The organism is Streptomyces sp. NPDC127038, from assembly GCF_042725875.1.
Lineage (GTDB): Bacteria > Actinomycetota > Actinomycetes > Streptomycetales > Streptomycetaceae > Streptomyces.
On the sequence record NZ_JBHXDQ010000007.1, the window covers coordinates 93,542 to 107,464 of the forward strand.

Here is a 13,923-nt window from a genome sequence, read left to right on the forward strand (position 1 = left end):
CAGCACAGTGGAGGGGTACACGGCATGAGCGGGAACACGAGATCGCGCGCGCGGGAGTCGTCGACCTGGACGACCCGGCGGTGGCTGCGCGTCGGGGCGGCCGTCGCACTGACGGTCCTCACCTTCCTCGCGGTGACGGGAGCGTGGGTTCTTCAGCGGACGGAGTCGATCAGCGACAACCTCGTGAACGTGAAGTCTCCCGCCTTGAGCACCGCGTTCCGCCTGGAGTCGGCGCTGCTGAACCAGGAGACCGGCATTCGCGGTTACGGCCTCACCGGCACCCCCGACTTCCTCACCCCGTACGGGCAAGGACTCACCGACCAGGCAACCTACACGACCCGTCTGACGGAGCTGCTCCACGGTGACGCGGCCGCGCTCAAGGACTTGAGGACCGTACGGAACACCGCGGAGGTCTGGCAGAAGACGATCGCCCGTCCGATCGCCGCCGCACCCGCCGGAACGCCCTCTCCACTGACCGCCGAACGGGCCGCGGCGGGCAAGAAGACGTTCGACGCGCTCCGCCGCGCCCTGAGCGGTCAGCAACAGCGGCTGCGTACCGAGCGGGCCCAGGCGGTGGACGACCTCAACGCCACGATGGTGCTTCGGAACTGGCTGTTCACCACGATCGCGGTCGTCATCGCCGCGCTCACGGTGCTGATCTTCGAGGGACTGCGGCGCGGCATCACCGAACCCCTCGCCCGCCTCGGCGCGGACGCCCGCGCCGTCGCCGACGGCGACTTCGACCACCCCATCGCCCTCGTCGGGCCGGCGGACCTCCGGCTGCTCAGCGGCGAGATCGACTTCATGCGCCGCCGCCTCGTACGCGAGCTGGCGTTCACCGAAGAGGCGCGCCTGCGCCTCGACGCGCAGGCCGCCGACCTGCAGCGCTCCAACGCGGAGCTGGAGCAGTTCGCCTACGTGGCCTCCCACGACCTCCAGGAGCCGCTCCGCAAGGTCTCCAGCTTCACTCAGCTCCTGCAACGCCGCTATGGCGGCCAGTTGGACGCCCGGGCCGACCAGTACATCGACTACGCGGTCGACGGCGCGAACCGCATGCAGACCCTGATCAACGACCTCCTCGACTTCTCCCGCGTCGGCCGCGTGCACCACGAGCTCCGGAGCGTCGACCTCGACGCGGTGCTGACACGGACCCTGTCCTCCCTCAGCGTGAGCATCGAGGAGACGGGCGCCTCGATCACTCACGACCCGTTGCCGTCTCTGGTCGCCGACCCCACGCAGATGGGCATGCTCTGGCAGAACCTGATCGGCAACGCCATCAAGTTCCACCGCCCTGACCACGCTCCCGAGATCCACGTATCCGCCGTACGAGAAGACGCGCTGTGGCGGTTCACGGTCACCGACAACGGCATCGGCATAGCGCCCGAATACGCCGAGAAGGTCTTCGTGATCTTCCAGCGGCTCCACACCAAGGACGCCTACAAGGGCAGTGGGATCGGCCTGGCCATGTGCAAGAAGATCGTCGAGTTCCACGGCGGCACCATCGTCATCGACCCCGACTTCCGGGACGGCGCACGCATCAGCTTCACCCTGGCGAGCGAACCCCCCAAAGCCATCGGCCCTTCCACGATGCCGCAGGCGACCCGCACCGAAGCGGTGCCCGCGTCATGACCGCGATCGCCACCGACATCTCTGGCAGACCCTCGCCGGAACCGGCGTACCGCATCCTGCTCATCGAGGACGACCCGGCGGACGCCCTGCTGGTCGAGGAACTCCTCGAGGACACCGGGCTGCGGTACGAACTCACCACGAGGACCACCCTCGCCGAAGCCCGCACGGAACTCGACGCCCGCGCGATCGACTGCATCCTCCTCGACCTCCATCTGCCCGACATGTCGGGGACCGAGACCATCGCCGCCGTCCGCGAACTGGCCCCGCACACCGCGGTGATCGTCTTCACCGGCCTGTCCGAGACACAGGCGGGGGCCGAGGCGATGGCCGCCGGTGCCCAGGACTACCTCGTCAAGGGCAAGGTCGAAGCCGACCTGCTGCACCGGACCGTCCGCTACGCCGTCTACCGCAGCCGGACCGAACGCACCACGGCAGAGGCCCAGAAGGCCCGCCTGCACGCCGAGGAGAACAGCCGTCTGCAACGGGGCCTGCTGCCCCAGCCCATCATCGGCACCTCCGCGGTCACGGTCACGACCCGCTATCTGCCCGGCGCCGAGAAGGCTCTGCTCGGAGGGGACTTCCTCGATGTCGTGGAGGGCGACGACGGGCGCCTGCACGCCGTGGTCGGCGACGTCAGCGGACACGGCTCGGACGCCGCCGCACTCGGAGTCTGTCTCCGTATCTCCTGGCGTTCCCTCGTCCTGGGCGGGCATCACGGTCCCGACCTCCTGCGCCTCATGGAACGCATCCTGATCGCCGAACGTGGCCCCCAGCCCCTGTTCGCCACATGCACCCTGCTCACCTTCGACCAGAGCGCCGCCACCGCCACCCTCTACCTGGCCGGCCACCACGAGCCGCTCCTCACCACCCCCGACGGCACGCGGGAGCTGGTGGCCGCGCACGGAATGGCCCTGGGGATCGCTCCGATCCCCGGAACCTGGCCCGCCACGGTGGTCCCGCTCCCGGACGTCGGAGCGCTGACCCTCTACACCGACGGCCTCACCGAGGGGCACAACGGCTCGAACACCGAGCGGCTCGGCGTGGAAGGGCTCCTGGATCTGATCCGCGACCTGCCGCCGACGGACCCGGCCGACCATGTCGACCGCCTCATCGACCGGACCCAGGCGTTGAACGCCGGGCGCCACACCGACGACCTCGCCGTACTCCGCCTCGACTGGGACAACCGGTGACCGGCGCCGGCGCCAGGGCTGGGATCAGGGGGTCCGCGGGGCGAACGTACGGATGGCGTCCGTGTCCTGTGTGCCTTCGGTGATCGCACGGGCGAGCTCGGAGAGCTTGCGGCTGTGGGCGCGGGCGTAGGAGCGGAAGACGCCGAACGCCTCGTCCACGGTCAGCTGCCAGCGCTCGGCGAGGATGCCCTTGACCTGCTCGATGACGATGCGGCTGTTGAGGGCGTACTGCAGCTGGTCGCGCTCGGCCTCGCTGTGAGCGAGCGTGCGCTGCTGGAGGATCGCGATGGTGGCGACGTCGGCCAGAGCCTGGGCCAGGTCGAGGTCCTGGGCGGCGAGGGGGGAAGGACTGCTCTGGAAGAGACTGAGCGCCCCGATGATCCGTCCGCGCAGCCGGAGCGGCAGGGCGTTCGTGGCGACGAACCCGGTGTCCTGGGCGCTGCGGGTGAACTGGGGCCACCGCGCGGCCGCCGCGGGGTCGGTGAGGCTGATGTGGACGCGGGCCTGCCCCGCTCGGTAGCACTCGACGCACGGGCCCTGGTCGTGCTGGAGCGCGAAGAGCTCCAGCAGTCGGGTGTGCTCGTCGGAGGCGGCCAGGAGATGGAGCCTGTCGTTCTCGTCGGCGAGCAGGATGCCGACGGCCGCCACGTCCAGCAGTTCCACGCAGCGCCTGGAGAGGTTCTGGAGGAAGTCGATGACGTCGAAGTCCTCGATCAAGGAGTCCGCCACCTCGACGAAGACCTCGGTGAGCTGCTGGTTTCGGGTTGTCATGAGTTCAGTCCTCGTCTGCGTCATCGATGACGTTCATCGGGGGCAGCTCGGGGGCAAGCCGCAGACGTCTTGCCACGATGTCCCGGGCCGTTTCGGTCAGATTGAGATTGTTGCTGTACGCGTGGGCCCGCAGCCTGAGCAGGGCCTCCGCCAGCGGTACGGAGAGCTGAACGCTGACCATGCCGGTCGCCTGGTGCAGCACCGCGTGGTGGAAGACCTGGTCCTCGTCGTCGGGTGGTGACAGCGGCGGGAAACCGAGGTCCAGTACCCGTTTGGTCAAGGCGACCGCGAGTGCGCTGGCATCGTCACCCTGTGCGACTGTCAAGGGCCCGGGAACGCTCCTGACCAGAGTCAGTACCCCCAGTGTGATGGCTCCGATCCGCAAGGGGAAGCAAAAGACCGCCTGTACGGCCAGAGCGGACGCCTCCACCACCAGTCCGGGCCATCGGTCCTCGCGTACGAAGGCCAGGTCGTGCACCCGCACCGCCGCGCCGGCGGCCAGACTGTCCGGTCCCGGACCGTGACCGAGAGTGATCTGCAGGTCCTCGAAGCGGGCGGAGAGGTCGCCCGAGGACCAGAGGACCTCCACCACGCCCGGTCCGCTGCCCGCGCTGACCGAGATCCCGTCCACGCCCAGCAGCTCGGCGGTGTCCGTCACCGCGTCCGGCCAGGCGTCGGTCTGGAGCAGTCGAAGGATCTTCGCCATACGGTCACTGATCATGCGGCGCCGCTGGATGGCAGGGGCACGTTCGACCGCGGCTCTGCGGGACCATCATCAGCGAGCAGGAATTCCGTCCCGGTGATCCTCAGCAGCCGGCGCACGATCGGGGGCGGCTGATGCAGGCGGACATCCGGCGCGGCCCCCTCGGGATGCCCGGGGGCGAGGAAGACGTTCAGGCTGCTGGCGTCACAGAAGGGGACCGCGCTGAGATCGACGTCGATGCCCGTCACCTTGTAGGCGTGGCACATGGCCAGGGCCGCGCGCACGCCGGAGACGGTGGCCAAGTCGATCTCACCCTCCACGAAGATGGTCGCCCGGCCATTGCACCGGTTCAGAAGCATCGTATGCACAACAGTGCCTCGGCTCCCCGACCCGCACCAGAACCGAAGGCTGTTGCGTGCGGGCAGGCTCGAAGGGAATGAGCAGCGAGTTCGCCGAGAGAGGGGCGATGCCGTCGGCCGTGGAACACCGGGCGTGCGCTGGAAGGGTCCGCGATCCGGAGGCCGCGCCGTCCATCGACAGGACGCGCCGGGGTCAGGGACGCACTCCCATGATACGCACCGGCCGGCCGCCGGACGAGGTGCCGGACCGGCCGCCGCCGAGGTCGGGCACGGGACTTCAGGACCCCTCGGAGCACGCTCGCGGCACATTGAGGTGCGGGAAAGAGCTCATGGGGTACACAGAGGACAGAACCAGTCATCTCGCACGCCCGTAGAAGCCGCCTCCCGCACGGAGACGACCGGGCCGTGACCCCGCCGACGGCAGCGTGGAGTGAACCCGGAGCGTGCTGCCCCGGGCTCCGCCCGCCGAAGGGGTCACGACCGTGATCGATGAAACGACCGTCCGTACCGCGCCGAGGCCGGGGAGCGACTTCGCCCGGCTGTCGAAGAAGATCGCCGACAGCGGTCTGATGAACCGTCGCCCCGGCTACTACACCGTCCGTCTCACGGCGGTGACCGCCCTGTACGCGGGCGCCTGGACCGCCTTCGTCGTGGTCGGCGCCAGCTGGTGGACCCTGGCGGTCGCGACGGTGCTCGCCGTGGCGTTCGGCCAGGTCGCTCTGGCGGCCCACGACCTCGCCCACCGCCAAGTGTTCCGGCTGCGCCGGGCGAGCGAGACGTCCGGACGCATCGCCGGGAACGCCGGCATCGGCATGGGGTTCGGCTGGTGGCAGGACAAGCACACCCGCCATCACGCCAACCCCAACCACGAGGAGCTCGACCCCGACATCGTCCCGGACATCGTCGTCTGGACGCGGGACCAGGCCGACGTCGCACGGGGGCTGCCCCGGCTGATCGGGCGCTCGCAGGCCTATCTGTTCTTCCCCCTGCTCACCCTGGAGGGCTTCAACCTCCATGTGGCGAGCGTCCGTTCACTGGCGAACCACGCGCTCAAGCACCGGACGGCCGAAGGGGCCCTGCTCTTCGGCCACTTCGCCGTCTACCTCACCGCGCTGTTCCTGGTGCTGCCGCCCGGCATGGCGTTCGCCTTCCTCGCCGTCCACCAGGGGCTTTTCGGGGTGTACTTGGGCTCGATCTTCGCTCCCAATCACAAGGGAATGCCGGTCCTCAAGGGCGGGGACCGTCCGGACTTCCTGCGCCGCCAGGTCCTGACCTCCCGCGACGTACACGGTGGCTGGTTCACCGACATCGCCCTGGGCAGCCTGAACTACCAGATCGAGCACCACCTCTTCCCGAGCATGCCGAGCCCGAACCTGCGCAGGGCCCAGATCCTCGTGCGCCGCTACTGCCAGGAACTGGACGTCGCCTACCTGGAGACCAGCCTGGCCGCCTCCTACGGCCAGACCCTGCGCAGCCTGCACCGGGCGGGCGCGCCACTGCGCCGCGCCGCTGGCGCACAACCCCACGAAAACGCGAGAACATGATCGAGCGGACCAAGTAGCTGCCCACCGTTCATTCCACCCGGACACGTACGCGGGTCGCCTCCAACGGCCACACCTCCTTCCTCGACGCGACCATCGGCTCCAGCGACGGCGGTGAAGCCGTCGTGGCCGACTTCATCGGCTCCGACGACAACGCCCTCACCCTCGTCGAGTGCCTTCCGCCATGGCCGGGCTCGTGGTTCTCGACGCCGCCGAGGAGACGGCCTCCACGGTCCGGGCGAGGCGGGGCAGCATACTGCGGTGCCGCACTTGAATCAGGAAGTCGAGGGGCGCCGCGTGCAGGGCCCCTCCCGGTCCGCGCAGCGGGTGCTCATCGACCAGGACCAACGTCTGTCCGCCCCAGGGGCGTACCTCTATGGCGATGCGCGCCGTGCCCAGGCGGCCGCTGTCGGCCTCCAGCTCCAGCCACCGGAGCGGTTCCACCCGCCGGACCACCGTCCGGCCTTCGAGCGTCCATGGACCCAGGTCCACGCGATACGCCAGCTCGGCGTCGACCTGCGGCCACCGGTCGTCCAGCGGCCACGAGGCACTGGTGCCCACGACCCAGTCGGCGTAGAGCCGGGGATCCTCCAGAACCGCCCAGACGGCGTCAGGGGGCTGTTCGATCACTTGATGTCGTATGGCCATGAGGAATCCTTGAAGCAGTGACGCTGGTTCGGGACTAGTCGGGCGTCGGAGGGGTCGCGGTGTGGTTCGGGTGTCGATGGGTGCGACGGGCCGCCTTGAGGCGGGCCTCGAACAGGTGGTCCCGTCCGGCGGCCAGTTCGCCGACGATGTCGTCCTCCATGGCGGCGAAGGGCCGGTAGTAGGTCGCGTTGTAGGCCTCGACGAGCTGGAACGTCCAGTGGCCGGGTATGACGTTGCGGCCGACGAGTTCACGCTCGACCCGCAGCGCCTGCTCGTCGTGGCCCGCCTCGCGCAACAGGCGGACGGCCTCGCCGAGTTCGAAGTCGGCCGTCCCGGTCAGCTGGTGGAACCCGTACAGATGACCGCGGGCCCGCTCCGTCGTCTCCAGTGCTTTCGACAGCGCGCCCAGGGCGTTCACCGTCCGCTCGTCGGCGCCCTCGGGCACCTGGTGTGCCGGATCCATGTCGCGGTTGCAGTCCATGATCACTCCCTGCCCTGCGTAGGAGAAAGGGCTCCGGGGACGGCGATTCCTCGGCCTCGTGCCCTGAGCGACGCGGGCTCACGCAGGACTCCGCGTCCGTCACGCCATGCAGCGAGGAGCTTGGCGCCGAGCCGGTCCTCCAGCAGTGTGGTGGCCTGGACGCCGAAGACGACGTCGGATTCCAGTGCGGGCTCGCTCTCCAACAGGCCGCCCACCACGTCGTGTCGTACCACTTGCTCGTGCACGGCGTCCGCCTCGACGTGCACGTCGTAGAAACGGATCGCGGCGGGTCCGGCACCGGTGCGGCGCAGCGCCTTCGCCAGTCGGCGCGAGCCGGGCGAGGACGTCACCTCGACAGCGGCGAAGTGCCCGACGAGCGCGCCGCGCAGGGCCCTGTGCAGACCGAGGAGGGACATCAGGTTCACCGTGGCGAGCGCCTCGGCGGGGGCGGCGTCGAGGTAGTGGCCGTACGCCGTTTCCAGACCGAGGTCCTCCATGAGGTCGGCGAAGAGCCTGGCGTGGATCTCGTCCGGGCGCCCGGCGCCGAATTCGTCGTACTCGACGGCCACCATCGCCGCCTTGGCGCGCCCGGACAGCCGCGGGATGACCCAAGCGTGCGGGTCCGCCTCCTTGAGGTGGTAGAGCGAACGCAGCGCCACGTACTCCCTCAACTGGTCCTTTTCTCCTTCGCGTTGGAGATAGTGCGAGACGCTCGTTCCCTCCGGGCCGACCGGCTCGATCTGCAGGTCGTCGAGCGCCTCCTGCACCGGTGTCCCGCGTGGGACGTCCACGCGCAGAGCGGTGAGGAAGCACTGTTCGAGCGCGCGGCGCAGGGCCAGGAGTGCCGGGTCCCACTCGCGTTCGTCGTCCACGCCCTCGAACCCTTGGTAGTGCAGCTCGTACAGCACGTACAGCGCGAGTTGAAGGTCGTCGCCGTAGGGATCGGCGTCGGCCGCCTGTTCCGGCTTCGGTACGGGGAGTCCGCGGGCGAGAGCGGACACGACACCGGTGGACAGTGCGCCGCGCGGGGTGGGCAGGGGCGGGCCGCACCGTCGGGCCCCTCGTCGGCCGGGCATCACGCGGCTCCCTCTGCCCCGGCCGCGCGGCCGGACGCGTCGTCGGGCTCGGACCGGCGGCCCCCGGGCGGCCCCGCGGACCCGGTCGTCTCACCGTCCGGCCTCACGCGGCGGCGGTGACTGGTGTCGCACCACGGGTACGTACGGCTGCGGCGGCAGGTGCAGATGGCGACGGTGAACCGGTGGGAGACACTCACGCCGCCGTCCTCTCCGATCACCTCGACCGGCCCTTCCACGAGCAGTGGTCCGTCGGGGCAGACCCGGACCCGGCGCGGCCTCTCAGGAGTGTTCGGCACGGATGACCACCAGTTCTTCCTCCAGCTCCTCGCCGAGCAGGCCCATGCGGCGCAGCCACGGCAGGCGCGAGCGCAGTACCGGCCCGAACGGAACCATGGCCCTGTCCGTGACGGCCACGGCCATGCCGGCGCCGGCGAGCCGGTCCAGGGTGGCGTCGACACCGCAGAGCCCCGAGTGGACGACGAGCAGGACGCCGGCGGGGCGCAGCACCGCGGGCGCGGCATCACAGATGCGGTCCACCAGGACACGGCCGTCGTGTCCCGCCTCCCAGGCGCGAGCGGCGCCCTTGCGAGGGGGGCGGGCCTCGGGAGAGGGCACGTAGGGCGGATTGCTGATCACCAGGTCGTACGACTGGCCCGCCACAGCGCCCGTGAGGTCGCCGTGGCGCACCTTGACGCGTCTTCGGGCGATCAGCGCGTTGAGGCGTGCGGTGAGCACGGCCCGTCGGGAGATGTCGACGGCCGTCACCCGCGCTCCCCGTCGCGCCGCCTCCAGAGCCAGGGCGCCGCTGCCCGTTCCCAGCTCCAGGACGCGGGTCGCGGAGTTCATGAACTCACGGTCCAGCGCCCGCGCCAGAAGGCGCGTGTCGTGCTGGGGGCGATACACCCCGGGCGGCGCCAGCAGGAAACGGGGTACGAGGGGGGTGAGCGTCTGTGGGGTCACTGCCTGCGTCCGATCTCCGATGGACGGGAGGAACCGGGGAGGCGGAAGCGTCGGGCGCCGGTGAGTTCGGCTTTCGGGGGTGGCTCTCCGTCGGGGCGAGCTCTGTCCCTGCCGGCGCTCCGGTCCCATGGTTCTCGTCGCACCGGGTGCCCGCGAGATGGAGATCCACACGTCGCGTACACGATCACTTGTGCCCCGGAGACCTTCGTGAGCTCGGGTCGGGCCCGGCCGCGGTCTGCGAGGATGACTGCATGGACGTGTGGAGCAGGAACCCTGTCAGGGTGACCGGCCGGACGGACGGCCCCGTCGTGGTGCTCGCGCACGGATGCGGATGCGGATGCGGATGCGACCAGAACATACGGCGGCCGGCGGTATCGCCGCCGGAGCCCGGTTTCTTCACCGACGGCCCGGCGACCGGCTACCGGGGCGGGTTCAGCGCCGAGGACTGCGAAGCGAACGGCAGCCGGTCGATCGCCCTGGACGCCGGCGGGCACCGTCCGCAGCTCGCCGCACCCGAGGAGACGGCCGTCTCCATCGCGGCCCTCGCCGGAGCGGCCCGTTGATGCGCGCCACCGGCCGCAGCGGGAAGAGCGAGGGGTCTCCCCCGGCCGCCGGGCCGGGTGACGATCAGGCCGTGTTCTCCGCGCTGCTGGAGGACAGCGCCGAGGACCTGTACGAGAACGCGCCGTGCGGGTACCTCTCCACGACCCTCGACGGCCGCATCGCGAAGATCAACCGGACCCTGCTGAACTGGCTCGGCTACGAGAACGCCGACCTGGTGGGCCGGAAGGACTTCGGCGATCTGCTGACCGTCGGGGGCCGGATCCACCACGAGACCCATTTCGGCCCCCAGCTCCGTATGCAGGGCGAGGTCAGCGGTATCGCGCTGGAACTCAGGACCGCCGGGGGCGGCCGGCTCCCGGTGCTCGTGACCTCCGTCATCCGCAGAGGGAACGACGGACAGCCGATGCTGATCCGCACGACGGTCTTCGACGCCCGGGACCGGCGCACGTACGAGTCCGAACTCCTGCGCGCCCGTGAGGAATCGGACCGGGAACGCGAACGCCTGAAGAGACTGAACGCCGCCCTGCAGAAGGCGCTGCTGCCTCCCACCCTGGTCGACGTGCCGGGACTGGACGTGGCCGCGTACTACCACGTCGCCTCCCCCGACGAGGTCGGCGGCGATTTCTACGACCTGTTCCCCCTCGCCTCCGGCACCTGGGGATTCTTCCTCGGCGACGTCTGCGGAAAGGGCGCGGCGGCCGCGGCCGTCACCTCTCTCGCGCGCTACACCCTGCGGGCCGCCGCCGTGTACGACCCGGACCCCGCGGCCGTGCTCGCCAATCTCAATACGGTCCTGAATCACGAGTACAACGGCGACGACCCGCGCTTCTGCACGGTCATCTTCGGTCTGCTCACCCCCGACGGCGACGTGGGCGGCTTCCGGGTGACGCTGGCCAGCGGCGGCCATCCGCCGGCCCTGCTGATGCGCTCCGACGGTCGTGTCGACTCCCTGTCGACCCCCGACGGCCAGCTCATAGGCGTACTGCCCGACGCCCACATCGCCACCACCACCATCCGGCTTGACCCCGGCGACACGCTGTTCCTGCACACCGACGGCCTCACCGAGGCCCACACCCTCGGCACCGCCGACGGCCGCTACGGCGACGAGGCGCTGCTGGCGTTCGCCCAGGATCTGGCACCCACGACCGCCCACGACACCGTGGCCGCGATCCGTGACCTGCTCGACAGCTTCGGCACCGGCGTGGACGACGACACCGCGGTCCTCGCCTTCAACGTGCCCCGACGCAGAAGTGAAGAGCTGATGTGACCCGCGAACTGACCGTCCGCACCCGCACCACACCGGCGGGCCCGCTGATCGAGCTGGCCGGCGCCCTCGATCATCAGAGCGCTCCGGACATCCGCCGACTGCTCCCCGCCCTCGGTCTGCGCCCCGGCCAGCAACTCGTCATCGATCTGGGGCGCCTCACCTTCTGCGATTCGACCGGCATCACGGTTCTCATCGCGGCGCGCAACCACGCGCTGGCGGCCGACGCGTCCTTCGTTCTGGCCGCGGTCCCGGACGGAGTGGGCCGGATCTTCCGCATCGTCGGTCTGGAACGGGTCTTCGCCGTCCAGCCCACCGCGCAGGCGGCCGCCGCGGCCTGGACCCGGCCGCCGTCCGGTCCTGAATGACCTCGGGCAGCAACCCCGCACGACGAAGCAGGTACGGAGGGGCTACATCATCCGCGCCCATCCGGGGTACATGTCGGACAATAGGGAACGAAGGTGATCACATATGGAGATTTCCGGTACGAAGCCGGGACCGCCGAACACTCACCTCATCACCACCACTGTCCCCTCCAGCGGCGACAACTCCTGCATCGCCGCGGCCCGACATCTCGCGGCGGACTTCCTCACCCATGCCCAGGCGGACCGGCACGTCGCCGTCTCGCCCCGCGCGATGGACCTGACCCAGCTGGTGGTCAGCGAGCTGGTCACCAATGCCCGTAAATATGCTCCTGGGCCCATATTCATGGAACTGCGCATCGAGGAGACCACCGTCGAGGTGACCGTACGCGACAGCCGCCGCGTACGGCCCGTCGTCGGCGCCGTCGACCCCCTCCGGCCCGGTCAGCACGGCCTGGAGATCGTCGCCGCCGTCACCCGTAATTTCCAGGTCCAGGTGGAGCCGTCCGGCAAACGCGTCACGGCGCACATCGCCCTCGGCGACGACTCGGGACCCGGGCGCGGATGAGCCACTGACACCCCCGGAAGCGTCTCCTCGACCTCGGTGACTCAGCTTCCGTTGCTCGACAGCATCTCCCTGACCTTGGCGATGGCGAAGCCCCAGCCCTGCGCCACGGTCGGCTTGCCCGGCACGGCCATCTCCTCGGGGTTGGTCAGCACGTCCAGCACGACCGGCCCGGGGGTGTCGAACGCCCGGCGCACGCTCTCGTGGAGCTCGGCGGGGTCGCTCACGCGGATTCCGGTGATCCCGAGGGCCGTCGCCACGGCGGCGAAGTCGGGGTTGTCGAGTTCCGTGCCGAACTCGGGCAGACCCGCCTGCTCCTGCTCCAGCTTGACCATGCCGAGGCGCCGGTTGTCGAAGACGACGAGCTTCACCGGCAGCCGGTACGTCTTGATCGTCATGAGGTCCCCCAGCAGCATGCTCAGCCCACCGTCACCGCAGAACGCGACGATCTGCCGGTCCGGTGCCCAGAGCTGCGCCCCGAGGGCCTGCGGCATGGCGTTGGCCATGGATCCGAGGTTGTAGGAGCCGATCAGCCGCCGGGTTCCGCTCATGGTGACGAAACGGGAGAGCCAGACGGTGGCCATTCCCGTGTCCGAGGTGAAGACGGCGTCCTGGTCCGCGTACGCGTCGACCGCGGCCGCCAGGGCCTCGGGGCGGATCTCGTGGTCCCGGTTGTCCAGGACGGCGCGCAGCTTCCCGGGCAGGCGGGTTTCGTGGCCGGGGTCCGCCAGCCGCCGCTGGCCCTCCTGCCAGTGGGCGAACCGGTCACGGGCATCGTCCAGGTGGGCGCGGTCGGGTGCCGCCTTGAGCAGCGGAAGCAGGCCGCGCAGGGTGGCTCCGACGTCGCCGGCGAGTCCCACGGTCACCGGGACCCTGCGTCCCAGGTGCTCCTCACGGGCGTCGATCTGCACGACCTTGCGGTCCTTCGGATACCAGTCGCGGTACGGGAAGTCGGTGCCCAGCATGAGGAGCGCGTCGCCCTTGTCGAGCGCGTGGGCGGCGGCGGGGTTGCCGATGAGACCGGTCTGGCCGACCTGGAAGGCGTTGTCCTCCTCGAAACCCTCCTTCGCCTTGAGAGTGAGCACCATGGGCGCGGCGAGCAGCTCGGCGGTCCGGAGCACCTCGGTGCGGGCGTCGCGCGCCCCGCGGCCGACGAGGAGGGTGACGCGGGAGGCGCTGTTGAGGAGCTCGGCCGCCTCGACGAGCGCGGGGTCGTCGGGACGGGTGACGGGACGGTCGAGAGCGAACCGCGCCGGCCGGTCCTCACCCAGTTCCTGGTCACCCAGGTCACCGGGGACCGTCAGGACGGCCACTCCGCCGTGGCCGACGGCGCCGCGTACGGCCGATTCGAGCATGCGCGGCATCTGGTCCGGGGAGGTGACGGTGGCCCGGTAGACGGCCACATCGCGGAAGAGCAGGTCGTTGTCGACTTCCTGGAAGTACTCGCTGCCGATCTCGGCGAGGGGAACCTGACCGCAGATCGCGAGCACCGGTGTCCGGCTCTTGGCCGCGTCGTAGAGCCCGTTGAGGAGGTGGACGGACCCGGGTCCCACGGTCCCCATGCAGACGCCGATGGTTCCCGAGAGCTGCGACTGGGCCCCGGCGGCGAACGCCGCGGCCTCCTCGTGCCGGCAGCCGATCCAGCTCAGGCCCTCCTTGGTGCGGATGGCGTCGGTCATCGGGTTCAGCGCGTCCCCGACGACTCCGAAGACGTGCCGGACGCCCAGTTCCTCCAAGGCGTCGACGATCACATGGGCGACGGTGCGTGCCACAGGCATGCCTTTCGGTCCGGTGCGGCCCTGGTACGAGG

General features: G+C 70.2%; 15 protein-coding genes and 2 pseudogenes. 8 read left to right on the forward strand and 9 right to left on the reverse strand.

The features are described from left to right. Window positions 1-24: 24 nt before the first annotated feature. Both ACFWI4_RS07820 and ACFWI4_RS07825 read left to right on the forward strand, forming a co-directional pair. Entirely contained in the window at window positions 25-1,629 is a 1,605-nt protein-coding gene (locus ACFWI4_RS07820; RefSeq protein ID WP_387192073.1) for a CHASE3 domain-containing protein, read from the forward strand. Then, window positions 1,626-2,819: a PP2C family protein-serine/threonine phosphatase gene (locus tag ACFWI4_RS07825; protein WP_387192075.1), complete on the forward strand. Its 1,194-nt coding sequence runs from the start codon at window positions 1,626-1,628 to the stop codon at window positions 2,817-2,819. The genes ACFWI4_RS07820 and ACFWI4_RS07825 overlap by 4 nt, the downstream gene beginning before the upstream one ends. 24 nt (window positions 2,820-2,843) lie before the next feature. On the opposite strand, the gene ACFWI4_RS07830 is transcribed toward ACFWI4_RS07825, so the two are convergent. From ACFWI4_RS07830 to ACFWI4_RS07840, 3 genes are read right to left on the reverse strand one after another with little or no spacing between them, the layout of a single operon-like run. Further along, window positions 2,844-3,590 (reverse strand): ANTAR domain-containing protein, encoded by a 747-nt coding sequence (locus ACFWI4_RS07830; RefSeq protein WP_387192077.1) that lies wholly within the window; start codon window positions 3,588-3,590, stop codon window positions 2,844-2,846. 4 nt (window positions 3,591-3,594) lie between these two features. After that, window positions 3,595-4,296, reverse strand: coding sequence for an ANTAR domain-containing protein (locus tag ACFWI4_RS07835; protein WP_387192079.1), 702 nt, complete (start codon window positions 4,294-4,296; stop codon window positions 3,595-3,597). An 11-nt stretch (window positions 4,297-4,307) separates the two neighbouring features. Next, entirely contained in the window at window positions 4,308-4,652 is a 345-nt protein-coding gene (locus ACFWI4_RS07840; protein WP_387192081.1) for an STAS domain-containing protein, read from the reverse strand. Between the two features lie 482 nt (window positions 4,653-5,134). Here ACFWI4_RS07840 and ACFWI4_RS07845 point away from each other — a divergent pair, with 482 nt between their 5' ends. Next, window positions 5,135-6,196 carry a fatty acid desaturase family protein gene (locus tag ACFWI4_RS07845; protein ID WP_387192083.1) on the forward strand — a complete coding sequence of 354 codons (1,062 nt, stop codon included), beginning with the start codon at window positions 5,135-5,137 and terminating at the stop codon, window positions 6,194-6,196. Window positions 6,197-6,352: 156 nt separating this feature from the next. Here ACFWI4_RS07845 and ACFWI4_RS07850 read toward each other — a convergent pair whose 3' ends face one another. Genes ACFWI4_RS07850 through ACFWI4_RS07870 form a run of 5 tightly spaced genes read right to left on the reverse strand, consistent with a single transcriptional unit; the run spans window position 6,353 to window position 9,358 of the window. Then, window positions 6,353-6,841, reverse strand: a complete 489-nt coding sequence (locus ACFWI4_RS07850) for an SRPBCC family protein (protein ID WP_387192085.1) — start codon at window positions 6,839-6,841, stop codon at window positions 6,353-6,355. 34 nt (window positions 6,842-6,875) lie between these two features. After that, complete coding sequence (locus ACFWI4_RS07855; RefSeq protein WP_387192087.1) at window positions 6,876-7,322, reverse strand: hypothetical protein; 447 nt, start codon at window positions 7,320-7,322, stop codon at window positions 6,876-6,878. 2 nt (window positions 7,323-7,324) lie between these two features. Further along, the gene (locus ACFWI4_RS07860) at window positions 7,325-8,398 is read right to left on the reverse strand and encodes an iron-containing redox enzyme family protein (RefSeq protein WP_387192089.1); all 1,074 of its coding nucleotides are present in this window, start codon (window positions 8,396-8,398) and stop codon (window positions 7,325-7,327) included. Continuing rightward, the gene (locus ACFWI4_RS07865; protein ID WP_387192091.1) at window positions 8,398-8,694 is read right to left on the reverse strand and encodes a CDGSH iron-sulfur domain-containing protein; all 297 of its coding nucleotides are present in this window, start codon (window positions 8,692-8,694) and stop codon (window positions 8,398-8,400) included. Before ACFWI4_RS07865 ends, ACFWI4_RS07860 begins: the two co-directional genes overlap by 1 nt. Then, window positions 8,678-9,358 carry a HemK2/MTQ2 family protein methyltransferase gene (locus ACFWI4_RS07870; RefSeq protein WP_387192093.1) on the reverse strand — a complete coding sequence of 227 codons (681 nt, stop codon included), beginning with the start codon at window positions 9,356-9,358 and terminating at the stop codon, window positions 8,678-8,680. The genes ACFWI4_RS07865 and ACFWI4_RS07870 overlap by 17 nt, the downstream gene beginning before the upstream one ends. 281 nt (window positions 9,359-9,639) lie before the next feature. Here ACFWI4_RS07870 and ACFWI4_RS07875 point away from each other — a divergent pair, with 281 nt between their 5' ends. From ACFWI4_RS07875 to ACFWI4_RS07895, 5 genes and pseudogenes are all read left to right on the forward strand, one after another. After that, window positions 9,640-9,921, forward strand: coding sequence for a hypothetical protein (locus ACFWI4_RS07875; protein WP_387192095.1), 282 nt, complete (start codon window positions 9,640-9,642; stop codon window positions 9,919-9,921). After that, window positions 9,921-10,373 (forward strand): annotated as a pseudogene (locus ACFWI4_RS07880) (PAS domain-containing protein); the annotation flags it as partial. The gene ACFWI4_RS07875 and the pseudogene ACFWI4_RS07880, both read left to right, overlap by 1 nt. 207 nt (window positions 10,374-10,580) lie before the next feature. Further along, window positions 10,581-11,189, forward strand: a pseudogene (locus ACFWI4_RS07885) (PP2C family protein-serine/threonine phosphatase); the annotation flags it as partial. Then, window positions 11,186-11,554: an STAS domain-containing protein gene (locus ACFWI4_RS07890; RefSeq protein WP_387192097.1), complete on the forward strand. Its 369-nt coding sequence runs from the start codon at window positions 11,186-11,188 to the stop codon at window positions 11,552-11,554. The pseudogene ACFWI4_RS07885 and the gene ACFWI4_RS07890, both read left to right, overlap by 4 nt. A 103-nt stretch (window positions 11,555-11,657) precedes the next feature. Further along, window positions 11,658-12,116, forward strand: coding sequence for an ATP-binding protein (locus ACFWI4_RS07895; RefSeq protein ID WP_387192099.1), 459 nt, complete (start codon window positions 11,658-11,660; stop codon window positions 12,114-12,116). A gap of 41 nt (window positions 12,117-12,157) precedes the next feature. Here ACFWI4_RS07895 and ACFWI4_RS07900 read toward each other — a convergent pair whose 3' ends face one another. After that, a complete protein-coding gene (locus tag ACFWI4_RS07900) occupies window positions 12,158-13,885 on the reverse strand; it encodes a thiamine pyrophosphate-dependent enzyme (protein WP_387192257.1) in 1,728 nt (575 codons plus the stop codon). Window positions 13,886-13,923: the final 38 nt, after the last annotated feature.

What these genes read in the sequence shown, in the direction of transcription:
- ACFWI4_RS07820 (WP_387192073.1), top strand. Translation starts at nt 25, where the DNA reads ATGAGCGGGAACACGAGATCGCGCGCGCGGGAGTCGTCGACCTGGACG.
- ACFWI4_RS07825 (WP_387192075.1), top strand. Translation starts at nt 1,626, where the DNA reads ATGACCGCGATCGCCACCGACATCTCTGGCAGACCCTCGCCGGAACCG.
- ACFWI4_RS07830 (WP_387192077.1), bottom strand. Translation starts at nt 3,590, where the DNA reads ATGACAACCCGAAACCAGCAGCTCACCGAGGTCTTCGTCGAGGTGGCG.
- ACFWI4_RS07835 (WP_387192079.1), bottom strand. Translation starts at nt 4,296, where the DNA reads ATGGCGAAGATCCTTCGACTGCTCCAGACCGACGCCTGGCCGGACGCG.
- ACFWI4_RS07840 (WP_387192081.1), bottom strand. Translation starts at nt 4,652, where the DNA reads ATGCTTCTGAACCGGTGCAATGGCCGGGCGACCATCTTCGTGGAGGGT.
- ACFWI4_RS07850 (WP_387192085.1), bottom strand. Translation starts at nt 6,841, where the DNA reads ATGGCCATACGACATCAAGTGATCGAACAGCCCCCTGACGCCGTCTGG.
- ACFWI4_RS07855 (WP_387192087.1), bottom strand. Translation starts at nt 7,322, where the DNA reads ATGGACTGCAACCGCGACATGGATCCGGCACACCAGGTGCCCGAGGGC.
- ACFWI4_RS07860 (WP_387192089.1), bottom strand. Translation starts at nt 8,398, where the DNA reads ATGCCCGGCCGACGAGGGGCCCGACGGTGCGGCCCGCCCCTGCCCACC.
- ACFWI4_RS07895 (WP_387192099.1), top strand. Translation starts at nt 11,658, where the DNA reads ATGGAGATTTCCGGTACGAAGCCGGGACCGCCGAACACTCACCTCATC.